General features: G+C 31.7%; 13 protein-coding genes and 1 pseudogene. All 14 read left to right on the top strand.

The window, feature by feature from the left end; genetic code table 11:
* The first annotated feature begins 12 nt into the window (after window positions 1-12).
* The 14 genes and pseudogenes from T473_RS0103045 to T473_RS0102980 all read left to right on the top strand — a co-directional run bounded on the left by T473_RS0103045 (window position 13) and on the right by T473_RS0102980 (window position 15,308).
* Window positions 13-819, top strand: coding sequence for an electron transfer flavoprotein subunit beta/FixA family protein (locus T473_RS0103045; RefSeq protein ID WP_024620576.1), 807 nt, complete (start codon window positions 13-15; stop codon window positions 817-819).
* Between the two features lie 47 nt (window positions 820-866).
* A pseudogene (locus tag T473_RS19965) lies at window positions 867-1,840 on the top strand (electron transfer flavoprotein subunit alpha/FixB family protein).
* Window positions 1,841-1,893: 53 nt separating this feature from the next.
* On the top strand, window positions 1,894-2,274 hold the full coding sequence (gene kal, locus T473_RS0103035; RefSeq protein ID WP_024620575.1) for a 3-aminobutyryl-CoA ammonia lyase: 381 nt from the start codon (window positions 1,894-1,896) through the stop codon (window positions 2,272-2,274).
* 22 nt (window positions 2,275-2,296) lie between these two features.
* Window positions 2,297-3,142: a 3-keto-5-aminohexanoate cleavage enzyme gene (gene kce / locus T473_RS0103030; RefSeq protein ID WP_024620574.1), complete on the top strand. Its 846-nt coding sequence runs from the start codon at window positions 2,297-2,299 to the stop codon at window positions 3,140-3,142.
* 23 nt (window positions 3,143-3,165) lie between these two features.
* The gene (gene atoD / locus T473_RS0103025; protein ID WP_024620573.1) at window positions 3,166-3,819 is read left to right on the top strand and encodes an acetate CoA-transferase subunit alpha; all 654 of its coding nucleotides are present in this window, start codon (window positions 3,166-3,168) and stop codon (window positions 3,817-3,819) included.
* Window positions 3,819-4,478: a 3-oxoacid CoA-transferase subunit B gene (locus T473_RS0103020; protein ID WP_029791477.1), complete on the top strand. Its 660-nt coding sequence runs from the start codon at window positions 3,819-3,821 to the stop codon at window positions 4,476-4,478. Before atoD ends, T473_RS0103020 begins: the two co-directional genes overlap by 1 nt.
* A 16-nt stretch (window positions 4,479-4,494) precedes the next feature.
* Window positions 4,495-5,526, top strand: a complete 1,032-nt coding sequence (gene kdd, locus T473_RS0103015; RefSeq protein ID WP_024620571.1) for an L-erythro-3,5-diaminohexanoate dehydrogenase — start codon at window positions 4,495-4,497, stop codon at window positions 5,524-5,526.
* An 18-nt stretch (window positions 5,527-5,544) separates the two neighbouring features.
* Entirely contained in the window at window positions 5,545-6,795 is a 1,251-nt protein-coding gene (gene kamA, locus T473_RS0103010; protein ID WP_029791476.1) for a lysine 2,3-aminomutase, read from the top strand.
* A 187-nt stretch (window positions 6,796-6,982) separates the two neighbouring features.
* A complete protein-coding gene (gene kamB, locus T473_RS0103005; protein ID WP_029791475.1) occupies window positions 6,983-8,002 on the top strand; it encodes a lysine 5,6-aminomutase reactivase subunit KamB in 1,020 nt (339 codons plus the stop codon).
* Window positions 7,999-9,495: a lysine 5,6-aminomutase reactivase ATPase KamC gene (kamC, locus tag T473_RS0103000; RefSeq protein WP_024620569.1), complete on the top strand. Its 1,497-nt coding sequence runs from the start codon at window positions 7,999-8,001 to the stop codon at window positions 9,493-9,495. The genes kamB and kamC overlap by 4 nt, the downstream gene beginning before the upstream one ends.
* A 1-nt stretch (window position 9,496) precedes the next feature.
* The gene (gene kamD, locus T473_RS0102995) at window positions 9,497-11,056 is read left to right on the top strand and encodes a lysine 5,6-aminomutase subunit alpha (RefSeq protein ID WP_024620568.1); all 1,560 of its coding nucleotides are present in this window, start codon (window positions 9,497-9,499) and stop codon (window positions 11,054-11,056) included.
* A complete protein-coding gene (gene kamE / locus T473_RS0102990) occupies window positions 11,056-11,850 on the top strand; it encodes a lysine 5,6-aminomutase subunit beta (protein ID WP_024620567.1) in 795 nt (264 codons plus the stop codon). The genes kamD and kamE overlap by 1 nt, the downstream gene beginning before the upstream one ends.
* Before the next feature lie 112 nt (window positions 11,851-11,962).
* Window positions 11,963-13,444, top strand: coding sequence for a Na+/H+ antiporter NhaC family protein (locus T473_RS0102985; protein WP_029791471.1), 1,482 nt, complete (start codon window positions 11,963-11,965; stop codon window positions 13,442-13,444).
* 367 nt (window positions 13,445-13,811) lie between these two features.
* Window positions 13,812-15,308, top strand: a complete 1,497-nt coding sequence (locus tag T473_RS0102980) for an FAD-dependent oxidoreductase (protein ID WP_024620565.1) — start codon at window positions 13,812-13,814, stop codon at window positions 15,306-15,308.
* The last annotated feature ends 8 nt before the right edge of the window (window positions 15,309-15,316 follow it).

Below are 15,316 nucleotides of genomic sequence, written 5' to 3'. Positions count from 1 at the left end.
AGGAGGAATCGTATGAATATTTTGGTTTGTGTAAAACAAGTACCAGATACAACAGAAGTAAGATTAGACCCAAAAACTGGGACATTAATAAGAGATGGTGTACCGAGTATAATAAACCCAGATGATAAAGCTGGAATAGAGGAGGCCGTAAGGTTAAAAGAAAAAATAGGGGCTACAGTTACTGTACTATCAATGGGACCTCCTCAAGCTAAAAATGCATTAGAAGAAGCAATAGCTATGGGTGCAGATAGAGCGATACTTCTTACAGATAGAGCATTTGCAGGAGCAGACACATTAGCTACTTCAAAAACCATAGCAGGAGCAATTAAAAAATTAGACTATGATTTAATAATAGCAGGTAGGCAAGCAATAGATGGAGATACTGCACAAGTTGGTCCTCAAATAGCAAATCACCTTGATATACCATCAATAACTTATGTTGATAAGTTAGATGTAGAAGGCGATTATGTGGTAGTAAATAGGGCTTTTGAAGATGGATATCAAGTTATTAAGGCAAAGATGCCAATTCTTATAACTACTCTGCAAGAGATGAATTCACCAAGATATATGAAAGTTTCTAGAATATACGATTGTATGAATAAAGATTTGATTGAAACTTGGACATTAAAGGATATTGATGTTGGTTTAGAAGAAATAGGTTTAAAGGGTTCTCCTACAAAGGTTAAGAAATCATTTACTAAGGGAGTAAAAGCTAGAGGAACAGTCCACGATGTAGACGAGAGAGAAGGAGCATCAATAATAATGAATGCTCTCAAAGAAAAACATATAATAACGGAAGTAAAGGTTAGTAATATATAATTTAATGAACTTTCTCTTAAAAAAGTAGTGATTATGGAGGTAGATTAATGAGTGTAATGGTTTTTGTAGAACAAAGAAGCGGTGAAGTACAAAATGTATCTTTGGAATTATTAGGGAAAGGCAAAGCGTTAGCAGATAGATTAGATGCTAAAGTATGTGCTGTATTATTAGGACACAATGTTAAGCTATTATGTGAAGAACTTATACAATACGGTGCAGATGAAGTTATTTGTGTTGATGATGAAAACTTAGATGTATATATAACAAGCACTTACACAAAAGCATTTTGTGAAGTTATAAAAAAGAAGGATCCGGATATAGTTTTAGTAGGCGCAACTACAATAGGTAGAGATTTAGCGCCGAGAGTTAGTTCAAGTATTGAGACAGGACTTACAGCCGACTGTACGTCACTTGATATAGATGATGAAAGTAATGGATTACTTATGACAAGACCAGCATTTGGTGGAAATATAATGGCTACTATAATATGTCCAGATCATCGACCTCAAATGAGCACTGTAAGGCAGGTGTTATGGAAAAATTAGAAAAAGACTTTTCTAGAAATGGGACGATAGAAGATTTCTCAGTTGATTTGTCTAATGAGGGTAAAAGTATACAAGTATTGGATTTTATAAAAGAAAATGTAAAACAGGTTAAAATTGAAGATGCAAAAATACTTATATCGGCAGGTAGAGGTCTAGGATCTAAAGAGAATCTGGATGCCTTATATGAATTAGCTGATATATTAGGAGCTGAAGTTAGTGCATCGCGTGCTGTAGTTGATGCTGGATGGGTTGATAAAAATCGTCAAGTAGGTCAAACTGGAAAAACTGTAAGACCTGACTTATATATCGCATGCGGGATATCAGGAGCGATACAACATATAGCTGGTATGGAAGGATCTGAGTATATAATAGCTATTAATACAAATCCTGATGCTCCTATATTTGAAAACGCTGACCTTTCTATAGTAGGCGAAGTCAATAAAGTTGTAAAAAATTTAATACAAGAATTAGCATAATATATAAAACATATTTCAAAATACAAATAAATTAATTAAAGGAGGATGTTCATATGAAATCAATGATTAGAATGAGAATGAGCAGCCATGATGTTCATTACGGTGGAAATTTAGTAGATGGGGCTAAGATGCTTCAATTATTTGGGGATATTGCGACTGAACTATTAATACAAAATGATGGAGATGAAGGGCTATTCAAAGCTTACGATAGTGTAGAATTTATGGCCCCAGTATACGCAGGAGATTACATAGAAGCTGTAGGTGAAATTGTTAATGTCGGAAATAGTTCTAGAAAAATGGTGTTTGAAGCTAGAAAAGTTATAATACCTAGAAATGATATAAATGATTCAGCTGCAGAGGTTTTAAAGGATCCAATAGTAGTTTGTAAAGCTAGTGGAACTTGTGTAGTACCGAAAGATAAGCAAAGATTATAGTTATTTAAGGGGAGGATTTAATATGCAAAAGGTTATAATAACTGCGGCTATATGTGGTGCTGAGGTAACAAAGGAGCATAATCCAAATGTACCTTACACTGTAGAAGAAATAGCGAGAGAAGCAAAGTCAGCTTATGATGCCGGTGCAAGTATAATACATCTTCATGTAAGAGAAGATAATGGTGCTCCTACACAAGATATAAACAGATTTAAAGAGTGTATAGATGCTATAAAAATTGCATGTCCAGATGCCATTATTCAACCTTCAACTGGAGGTGCAGTTGGAATGAGCAATGAAGAAAGAATACAACCCGTAGATCTTTATCCTGAAATGGCAACATTAGATTGTGGAACTTGTAACTTTGGTGGAGATGAAATATTTGTAAATACCGAAAATACTATAAAAGAGTTTGGAAAAAAAATGATAGAGTTAAATATTAAGCCAGAGATAGAAGTATTTGACAAGGGTATGGTAGACATGGCTATTAGGCTTAATAAAAAAGGGTTTATTAATGATAATATGCATTTTAACTTTGTTATGGGAGTTAACGGGGGGATAGGTGCAACTTATAGAGATTTAATGTTTATGAGAGAAAGTATACCTCAAAATTCCACGTTTACAGTAAGCGGTATAGGTAGATATCAATTTGACATGATAGCCTTAGGTGTATTAATGGGTGGACATGTAAGAGTTGGTTTTGAAGATAATGTTTATATGAAAAAAGGAGTACCAGCTTCATCTAATGGTGAATTTGTTCGAAAAGCAGCAAATATTGTAAGAGAACTCGGAAGAGAAGTTGCAACGCCAGTAGAAGCTCGTCAAATACTAGGTCTAGAAGCTAAGATATTAAGTGCACAAGAAGCTTAGAATATATTGAGGGGGTGTCTAAAATGAATAAAGTTATATCTTTGGAAAAATTAAAGGGACTTTATAAAGATGATATGACTATTATGATAGGTGGATTCTTAGGATGTGGAACAGGAGAAGTTCTTATCGATTCACTTATAGAATCGGATGTTAAAAATTTAACTATAATAGGGAATGACACTTCCTATGTAGATGAAGGTATAGGAAGACTAATTGTTAATAATCAAGTTAAAAAGGTTATAGCATCTCACATAGGTACAAATTCAGAAACCGGAAGACTAATGAATGAAGGAAAACTAGATGTTGAGCTATCCCCACAAGGAACGCTTATAGAGAGGATAAGAGCAGGGGGATATGGTTTAGGTGGAATATTAACTCCCACAGGAGTAGGTACCATTGTAGAAGAAAGTAAACAAAAAATAACTATAGATGAAAAAGAATATTTATTAGAACTTCCATTAAGAGCCGATGTTGCACTTGTGAATGGGAGTTTGGTAGACGAGTTTGGAAATACAGTATATAAAGGTACAACTAAAAATTTCAATCCAATGATAGCTATGGCAAGTGACATAGTAGTGGTCCAAGCTGAAGAATTAGTAAGTGTAGGAAGTATAGATAAAGAATTGATAATGACTCCAGGTGTAGTAGTAGATTACATTATAAAGGAGGAAAAATAATGAATCCTAAAGAGGTTATAGCTAGAAGAGTAGCTAAGGAATTAAAAAACAATCAATTAGTAAATTTAGGAATAGGGCTTCCTACATTAACCACAAATTATATAGAAGAAGGTATAAATTTAACTTTCCAATCTGAAAATGGAATGGTTGGAATGGGTAAAGTTGCGGATGAAGATGAAATTATCCCATATATAACTAATGCAGGTGGTCAATATGTAACTATAAACGATAATGGAGCTTTCTTCGATACATCAGTGTCTTTCGGAATCATAAGAGGAGGACATGTAGATGTAACAGTACTAGGAGCACTAGAAGTGGATCAACATGGAAACTTAGCTAATTGGATAGTACCAGGAAAAATGGTTCCAGGGATGGGTGGGGCTATGGATTTAGTAATTGGTGCTAAAAAAGTCATAGTTGCCATGTTACATACCGCGAAAGGTAAATCTAAAATACTTAAAAACTGTACTCTTCCATTAACTGCAAAAGGTGTAGTTGATATGATAATAACTGAATTTGCAGTTATGAATGTTACAGAAGAAGGATTAGTTTTAACTGAAATAAGTGAAGATATAACAATAGAAGAGTTAAAAGAAATGACAGACGCAGATTTAATAATATCTGATAATTTAGTGTATACAAAAGCACAATTAGTATAAAAAGAGGGGATTAGAAATGAAAGGATGCAAATATGGTACACATAGAGTTATAGGTGAAAATTCACTTCCACAACCAGCAAAAAAAGTAAACAATGATATGAACATATATGATAACGAAATTTTAATAGATGTACAAGCATTGAATATAGACTCAGCAAGTTTCAACCAAATAGAAAAAGAATGCGAACATGATATAGAGAAGATAAAGTCAAGTATATTAGAGATAGTAGAAGAAAAGGGAAAAATGCAGAATCCGATAACAGGTTCTGGAGGTATGTTAATAGGAACAATAGAGAAAATAGGTCATGACTTAGTAGATAAAATAGATTTAAAAGTAGGAGACAAAATAGCAACATTAGTATCACTATCATTAACACCATTAAAAATAGAAGAAATAATAGATATAAAAGCCGATATAGACAGAGTTGAAATTAAGGGAAAAGCAATTTTATTTGAGAGTGGAATATATGCTAAGTTACCGACAGATATGGAAGAAAACTTAGCATTAGCGGCACTTGATGTTGCTGGAGCACCGGCTCAGACTCAAAAATTGGTTAAAGAAGGAGATAGTGTTTTAATACTTGGAGCTGCTGGAAAATCTGGAATGCTTTGCTGTTATGAAGCTAGAAAAAAAGCAGGTAAAACTGGAAGAGTAATTGCTCTTGTTATAGATGACGAACAAGCAGCATTCTTAAAGGAAAATGATCTTGTAGATTCAGTAATAGCTGTAGATGCAAAAAATCCTACAGAAGTTCTTAAAAAAGTATTAGAAGTAAATGACGGTAAAGAAGTTGATTTAGCGATAAACTGTGTAAATGTTCAAAATACAGAAATGAGTACAATATTACCAGTTAGAGATGGTGGAGTAGTATACTTCTTCTCAATGGCAACAGTATTCACAAAAGCAGCTCTAGGAGCTGAGGGCGTAGGGAAAGATGTAGATATGATAATAGGAAACGGGTACACAAAGGGGCATGCAGATGTCACGTTGACTGCTTTGAGAGAAAGTGCGACATTAAGAAAAATATTTAAGAATTTATATATATAACTAGGGAGGATATAAGTTATGGAAAGAAAAATATTTAAAAATGTTAGCGATGAATTATGGAATGATTGGAATTGGCAAGTAAAAAATAGAATAACTTCAGTTGAAGAATTAAAAAAATATATTCCACTTACAGAGCATGAAGAACAAGGTGTTAAGGAATGTCTTAAAACTTTGAGAATGAGTATAACACCATACTACTTATCATTAATAGATCCAACAAACCCTAATGATCCTGTTAGAAAACAAGCAATACCAACGTCAGATGAGTTGAAAGTATCAGATGCTGACTTAGATGACCCACTTCATGAAGATGGAGACTCACCTGTTCCAGGCCTTACACATAGATATCCAGATAGAGCGTTGCTTTTAATAACAGATCAATGTGCGATGTACTGTAGACATTGTACTAGAAGAAGATTCGCAGGACAAAATGATGGAGCTCAACCAGTTGATAGAATAGACAAGGCTATAGAATATATAAGAAATACGCCTGCTATAAGGGATGTATTATTATCAGGTGGGGATGCACTTTTAATGAGTGATGATAGACTAGAATATATTATAAAGAAGTTAAGAGAAATACCACATGTAGAAATTGTGAGAATTGGAAGTCGAGTTCCTGTTGTTATGCCACAAAGAATAACTGATAATTTAGTAAATATGTTGAAAAAATATCACCCTGTATGGTTAAATACACATTTTAATCATCCTAAAGAAATAACACCTGAAGCTATAGAGGCTTGTACTAAAATGGTAAATGCAGGTATCCCTTTGGGTAACCAAAGTGTTCTACTAAGAGGAGTAAATGATTGTATGCATGTAATGATGAAGTTAGTAAATGACTTGGCAAATATAAGAGTTAGACCATACTATATATACCAATGTGACTTATCTAATGGAATAGAGCACTTTAGAACACCAGTAGCCAAAGGTATAGAAATTATGGAAGGGTTAAGAGGTCATACATCGGGATATTGTATCCCAACTTTCGTAGTAGATGCGCCAGGTGGTGGTGGTAAGACTCCAGTTATGCCTAATTATGTAATTTCTCAAAGCTATGATAAGGTAATACTTAGAAATTTCGAGGGAGTTATTACTACTTATACAGAGCCAAGTAATTACAATCATACGTGTGAATGTGAAGTCTGTAAAGGTGAAAAAGAAGTCAATAAGGTAGGGGTAGCAGGTCTTATAAACAATCAACGAAGTGTTATTGAGCCAGTTGGATTAGAAAGAAAGAAAAGAGAACTTAGCACTCAATTAGGTTAAAATTTCACTGTAAACTAAAATACATTATTAAAATTATAAATTTGAGTGACAAATTTATGTTATTTCTTAAAATAGCAGTTAAAAGATTTTACAAAGATATTATAAACTCATATGAGTTTATAATATCTTTGAAATATTAAATGTACACCGTTTATAAAAAATCAATTTTAGTTTTGAGGATATAATTATGAACATATTAGATGAAATTCTAAGATATAATAGTCTATCTATTATAGGTAACTACAAAAATGTGGGCAAAACTACTACTTTGAACTATATTTTAAAAGAATGTTTAAATAGAAATATAGTGTTAGGACTTACATCGATAGGTGTAGATGGAGAGGGTTTAGATATTGTTACTAAAACTCAAAAGCCTAGAATATATGTAAACAAAGACACTATAATCGCTACAGCTACAAACTTAGCTTTAAGCAGTGATATAACTAAAGAGATTTTAGAGTTAACAGGGATAACGACACCAATGGGAAATATAGTTATATTTAGGTCTTTAAGTGATGGATATGTTGAGCTTGCAGGACCGTCTATAAATACTCAAATAAAGTACATATGTGAAAGGCTAAAATATTATGGTGCAGACCTGAGTATGGTCGATGGAGCTTTATCAAGAAAAACATTAGGTTCGCCGTCTATTACAGATTCTACAATATTTTGTAGTGGTGCTGTAATTGATAAAGACATAAATAAGGCAGTTGAGAAAATAGTATTTGAAGCTAATATTTTAAATCTCGCTAAAACGAATGATGAAAAATTTTATGAAATTTATGAAAATTTAAAAACATATAAGGTAAGTTTAGTAAATAAAGACTATTCATTCAAATTTATAGACATAAAGACTACTTTAAATTCTTCTAAAGAGATTATAAAGAGAATAGATCAAGATACTAAATATGTGGTTGTAGATGGAATAGTAAGCAATGAATTTATAAACAACTTTATAAAAAGTGGCGATGAATATAAAAATATTACTATATTGGTTAGTGATAGCACAAAGATATTTTTAGATAAAGAAATATTTGATAAGTTTATAAAGCTTAAAGGGAATATAAAAGTAATAAATAAAGTAAATTTAATAGGATTAAGTATAAATCCAACATCGATAGAAGGGTATAGCTTTGATAATAAGTGTTTTATTGAGAGTATACAGAACAAAATCGACATAAGAGTGTTTAATGTTGCCGAGATATGAAAATAAGTTTTTATAAGCAAGAAGGTGATTATATCAAGTCATTTATAATAAATGAAGTAAATACGATTACACCATATGGTGTAAAAGAGAAAGCTAATATAAAAATATATAAAAAAGAAAATAGTGAGAAATTAACGAGGGAGCTTAATTATATAGAAGTAATAATTAATGGCTTTGATGAAAATAAAGTTGTGTATGATGATATAGAGTACACATTTTGTAAAACTAAAAATATAAAAAATACTATAGATAGATTAAAAAATAATAAAGTATTAGATGAACTAGAATTATTTGAAATAAAAAAATTTGCTATAAACACTAACGAGATAATTAGTAACTATCAAAAATTAAATATAACTATAGATTATATAAATTTCAAGGATCTAGAAGATGTTGTTAAATTATTAGATCCAGACGAACTTAATTTAGCTACATTCCAAATATATAATACCTATAGTAAAAAATTATCTTCCATTAGGAAAAATAAGCTAAATATAGAAAATAAGATATATATTGAAACAGATCCAGATAGAATAGAAAAATTTAAAAAAGAAAGATTAAATATTGTTTTAAATGAAGAAAAAGAAGAATTAAAAATTAGAAAATATTTAAGTGAAAATCTATTTAACTATATAAACGATATCGATGAAAATATGAAATCTATAGGTAAATTGGATGTACTTATTGCCAAGGCAAACTTAGCAATTAAGTACAATGCAGTAAAACCTACTATAAATAATGAAAATAGGATTTGCTTTGAAAATCTTGTAGATCCAAATCTTAAAGAAATTTTGAATTCACAGAATAAAGAATACATCCCAATTAGTGTAGATATAGATAACAAAGTTACTATAATAAGTGGTGCTAATATGGGTGGAAAAAGTGTAAGTATGAAAACAATAGCTCTCAATCTATACTTATTCCAATGCGGTTTTTATGTATTTGCTAAAGAGGCTAACTTATGTGTATTAGACTTTATATATTTAATAAATGATGACATGCAAGATATAAATAAAGGCCTAAGCTCATTTGGAGCTGAGATTATAAAATTAAAAGAAATAATAAAACTTATGAAGGTAAGAGACGGATTTGTAGCTCTAGATGAATTCGCCAGGGGTACAAACCCAGTTGAGGGAAGGATACTCTTAAAAGCCATATGTGAATATTTTAAAAATCATAATACTATCAGTTTAATATCTACACATTTAGATGATATAAATATAGATAATGCTACGTATTACCAAGTAATAGGTCTTAAGAATGTAGACTTTGATGGACTAAAACGTCAAATAGATTTGAAGGTTGGAATGGGTCTAAATGAGAACTTAAATGGCATAAAATTACTTCAAGAATATATGGATTATAGACTAGAAAAAGTCAGTAAAGAAACTAAAGTTCCAAAGGATGCTTTAAATGTATGTAAGTTATTAGGACTAGATAATGAGATTATAGATATAGCTGCAAACAGGATAACAAAGCTTGAGGAGGATTAATATGAGCAAACTAAATTTAGATTACAAAATAGTAGAAAAGGTTCGTAAATCAGCACGCAATATAGTATTAGAGACACAAGAGTTTATAAATAAAAACACTACAGTGTCAGTAGAAAGAACAATACTAAGGTTACTTGGTGTAGATGGTGTAGATGAATTTGGAGTGCCTCTACCAAATATTGTAGTTGATAGCATTAAAAACTCAAATGATGGATCTTTAGGAATGGGTGTCGCCTATTATATAGGTAATGCAATGATAAATACAGGTCTTACTCCACAAGAAATAGCAGAGAAGGTATCAAATGGAGATTTAGATTTATGCAACATTAAAGAACATGATGCTTTTGATGTTAAACTTAAGATAAATGATATAGCTAAAAAAAGTGTAGAACAAATAAAAATTAACAGAAATAAAAGAGAAGATTATTTAAATGAATATGGTGATAAAAAGGGACCATACCTATATTTAATAGTTGCTACTGGAAACATATATGAAGATATAACACAAGCTGTTGCCGCAGCTAAACAAGGTGCAGATATAATAGCTGTTATAAGAACAACAGGCCAAAGTTTACTTGATTTTGTACCATATGGTGCTACTACTGAAGGTTTTGGAGGAACTTATGCAACGGGTGAAAATTTCAGACTTATGAGAGAAGCACTAGATAAAGTTGGAGTTGAACTAGGAAGATATATTAGACTTTGTAACTACTGTTCTGGTTTATGTATGCCAGAAATTGCAGCTCTTGGTGCACAAAATAGACTTGATGTTATGTTAAATGATGCTTTATATGGAATATTATTTAGAGATATAAACATGAAGAGAACTATGATAGACCAATTTTTTTCAAGAATAATAAATGGTTTTGCGGGAGTTATAATAAATACAGGTGAAGATAACTACTTAACAACAGCAGATGCAGTAGAAGAAGCGCATACCGTTCTTGTATCACAATTTATAAATGAGCAATTCGCACTTGTTGCAGGGCTTCCAGAAGAGCAGATGGGGCTTGGACATGCTTTTGAAATAAGTCCAGAAGTTGAAAATGGTTTCTTATACGAATTAGCCCAAGCTCAGATGGCAAGAGAAATATTTCCTAAGGCACCTCTAAAATATATGCCTCCTACTAAGTTTATGACTGGTGACATATTTAAAGGTCAAGTACAAGATGCTTTATTTAATATGGTAACTATAATGACAAACCAAAAGCTACACTTATTAGGGATGCTTACAGAAGCTATACATACACCATTTATATCAGATAGAGCAATTTCAATAGATAACGCTAAATATATATTTAATACTATGAAAGATATTGGAGAAGAAATAGAATTTAAAAAAGATGGACTAATGTGTAACAGAGCTGATGAGGTTTTAAATAATGCATATGATTTGATATCTGAAATAGAAAAAGATGGACTATTTAAAACTATTGAAAAAGGAAAGTTTGCAGGTATAAAAAGACCGATAGATGGTGGAAAAGGACTTGATGGAGTTGTTATGAAAGATAGTGTATACTTCAACCCATTTATAGATTTAATGTTAGGAGGTAAATGCTAATGAGTGGATCATATTCTTTGGAAAATAAGGAATACGACAAAAATCTTGATTTAAAGAATGTTAAACCTTATGGAGATACATTAAATGATGCAAAAGTGCAAGTTAGCTTTACATTACCTATAAAAGACGATGAAAAGGGTATAGAAGCTGCAAAACTTACTGTTATGAATATGGGACTAAGTGATGTAAATGTAGCTCATCACAAAGCACTTGATAAGGAATTTACTTTCTATGTTGTATATGGAAGTTTGGAAAAGGGTGTTAATTACGAGGATATACATGTAGAAGTAGCGCAAGAAGATACTATGGACAAGAGCGAAATAGAAATGTACATAAAAGAAAATATAAAAAGAGATGTAGTGATAGTAGGAGCAAGTACTGGAACTGATGCGCATACTGTTGGAATAGATGCAATAATGAATATGAAAGGGTATGCAGGTAATTATGGTTTAGAAAGATATGAAGGAATAGAAGCGTACAACCTGGGTAGTCAAGTTCCTAACGAAGAATTTATAAAAAAAGCAGTTGAACTTGAAGCTGATGTGTTATTAGTTTCTCAAACTGTGACTCAAAAAAATATTCACATAGAAAACTTAACAAATTTAGTTGAATTGCTAGAAGCTGAAGGTTTGCGTGACAAAGTTATTCTGCTTTGTGGTGGCCCAAGAATAAGTCATGAACTTGCAAAAGAACTAGGTTATGATGCAGGGTTTGGGGCAGGTAAATTTGCACAGGATGTTGGAAGCTTCTTTGTAACTGAATTAGTTAATAGAAATTTGGCATATACAGAGTAGAGTAAATTTTATAAACTAATAGAATAATTATCATACTGCAACATCTAGCTAAAAAGAAAAACTTAGTAAAATTGAGTATATAAAAATATATTATATCAGGAGGCCTCATTCCATGAGAGTTTTGATTGGATTATTTAAGTTTTCACCAGTATTTTTACTGGCAGGTTTAATGATTTCAGGTATGAATTGTTTAATTGCAGCTCCAATTGCTACGGTATATGCGTTTATTGTAGCTACGATAACAGATAAATTGAAATTTGATGAATTAGTTGATTGCGCGGTTGAAAATGTAAAACATTTAAATTTAGTTTTCTTTATATTGATGCTTGCTTACGCTATGGCAGAGATATTCATGGCAACTGGAGTTGGTGCGGCTATAGTTAACATCGCACTTTCTTTAGGAGTTACAGGTAGAACAGTGGCAATTGTTGCATTTGCTGTTACATGCACACTTTCTGTAGCTACTGGAACTTCATGGGGAACTTTTGCTGCATGTGCACCCATATTCTTATGGTTAAACCATATGGTTGATGGCAATATATTGCTGACAACTGCATCAATAGCAGGTGGTGCTTGTTTTGGTGATAATATAGGTCTTATATCAGATACTACAGTTGTAAGTTCTGGGATACATAATGTTGAAGTAGTAGATAGAGTAAAGTCACAAGGACCTTGGTCTGTAGTATGTCTAGTAATTGCAGCAATTCTTATATATATAATAGGTATACATATGGGATTACCAACAGAGGCTGCAGATGCTTCACTAGCGATAGAGAAGATTCCTACACAAGTAATGGTTGATTTAAAGGCACAAAGGCCATCAGCGGTAGAACTTTTAAATCAAGTAAAAACTGGAGTACCATATTATATGGCGATACCATTAGTACTTGTTTTAATTGTAGCGTTTAAAGGATTACCTACGTTATTATGTCTATCTGTGGGTATAATTTCATCATATATACTTGGTATTTTTGCTGGGACAGTTGAATCATTAAATAGCTTTTTAGGTTTAATAATGACAGGGTTCGAGGGAGCAGGTTCTTGGGTTATAGTCATGATGATGTGGGTCGGAGCATTCGGGGGAATAATGTCTAAGATGAAAGCTTTTGAACCTTTATCTTTCTTAATATTAAAAATTGTTAGGAATGTTAGACAATTAATGTTTATGAATGGTCTATTATGTTTAGCAGGTAATGCAGCTCTTGCAGATGAAATGGCACAAATTGTTACAGTAGGGCCTATAACTAAAGAATTAGTTGAGAAAAATGTAGAAGGTAGTGAAGAAGATATATACACATTAAGATTAAGGAATTCTACCTTTGCAAGTTCCCTTGGGGTTTTTGGCTCTCAATTGATACCGTGGCATGTTTATATAGGATTTTATATTGGTATACTTTCAGCAGTATATCCGCTTTATGAATTTAAACCTTTTGATATAATACAATACAATGTAATGGCATTTGTTACAGTAGGATCGATACTTTTACTAACATTAACTGGATTTGATAGATTTATTCCTAAGTTTGGTTTACCTAGCGAACCAAATGTTAAATTAAAGAAGAAAGAAGTGAAAGAATACGCATCAGATAAGTAGATCAATGTAAAAAATAATCAATAGTTTGAAGTGAGACCCAAAAGCAGGATTTAATTGAATAAATAATAATTTTTGTAGATCTCCGAATTAGTATATATAAAGATATATTAATTTGGAGATTTTTCATTAGTTTAAAACTAAAGAAATGAGAAGATTGATGAAACCTATAGATATGGTCAGATATAGATTAGGATATTATTCAGTTCTGAATATAGTCGTTTATGTGAGGTTATATAGAGTAAGGATGGATAAATTTATATAGCTAGTATCTTATTCTTTTTACATCCGTAATACAATCAGTAATTAAATTTAATTATTTAGAATAAGATTTACATTTTTGTGAATAATTCTAGAAGAGGTGATATATGTGAGTTCTTTATGGAGAAACGAAGTTCCTAGGGATACGTTAGTGTTAACGAAAAAGAAGATAAAAAATTATACCAAAGCGGATGTTGTGGTTATTGGTGGTGGTATGGCTGGGATTTTAACTGCGTATCTTCTTCAACAGAGTGGCGTGAACGTTATTGTAATTGAAGCAAATAAAGTTGGTTCAGGACAAACAGAAAATACTACTGCAAAGATAACTGCATTACATGGTCTGAAGTATAATAAACTCCTAAATAAAATGGGTGAGGAAAATGCAAAGAAATATTATCAAGCTAATTCAAAAGCAATTCAACAGTATAGAACTATTATTGAAGAAAATAATATAAATTGTGATTTTGAAGAGAAAGATAGTTATGTATATAGTAGAAATAATATTGAGAATATTGAGAATGAACTAAATGCGATCGATGCTTTAAAGATTCCTGCTGATTTTGTTAAGGAAACAAAGTTACCATTTTCAATAGAAGGTGCCATAAGATTTCGTCATCAAGCTCAATTTCAACCTTTGAAGTTTTTAAATTCTATAAGTGAGTACCTGACAATATATGAGGATACAAGAGTTATTTCTGTAGAAGAGATTATAGATGATAATAATAAGAAGAAATTAAAGATTTTTACAGAAGATGGGACTATTTATTCACAGTGGTGCGTTGTAGCAACTCATTTTCCGTTTATAAAATTCCCTGGCTACTATTTTGCAAGAATGTATCAAGAGCGATCTTATGTAGTAGCTTATGATAAAGCTCCGGATGTAAGTGGTATGTATATTGGTGATAGTATAAGTGATTATTCTTTTAGAAATTATAATGGACACTTAATAATGGCTGGGGGAAATCATAGAGCGGGTGATCCTTTATCAAGTAATAGTTATCAGAGAATAAGAAAAGCAGCTAAAGAGTTTTATCCTAAAAGTCTAGAAAAGTACCATTGGTCAGCCCAGGATTGTATGACCCTCGATTCTGTACCATATATAGGTTGTTATTCATCTTCTTTAGAAAATGTTTTGGTTGCTACAGGATTCGAAAAATGGGGTATGTCGACCTCTATGGTCGCTGCAAATATATTAAAAGATAAAATAATTGGTAGAGAAAATGATTTTTCAGATACCTTTTCTCCACAAAGATTTAAAATGTCTGCAGTATCTAAAAATTTAATGAAAAATACTGTAGAAGCAATGAAAGGAATATCTAAAGAAGGTTTATCAATACCTTTAAAAGAGGTAGAGGATATACAAAAAGGACAAGCAAAAAGAATTCTATACAATGGCAAAAAAATAGGTGCATATAGAGATGACAATGATAAGATTCACTTAGTATCTACAAAATGTACACATTTGGGATGTCAATTAGAATGGAACCCAAATGAATTAACTTGGGATTGTCCATGTCACGGTTCAAGATTCGACTATAAGGGAAGTCTATTAAATAATCCTGCTATGGAGGATGTATGTATTGATGGCAAAATTGAGGAAAAATAGGCTTTAAT

The sequence above is a fragment of the Clostridioides mangenotii TR genome (assembly GCF_000498755.1).
GTDB classification, from domain to species: Bacteria; Bacillota; Clostridia; order Peptostreptococcales; family Peptostreptococcaceae; genus Metaclostridioides; species Metaclostridioides mangenotii_A.
The sequence above is the reverse complement of the archived record's forward strand: the minus strand, read 5'-3'. Positions and strand labels throughout refer to the sequence as shown.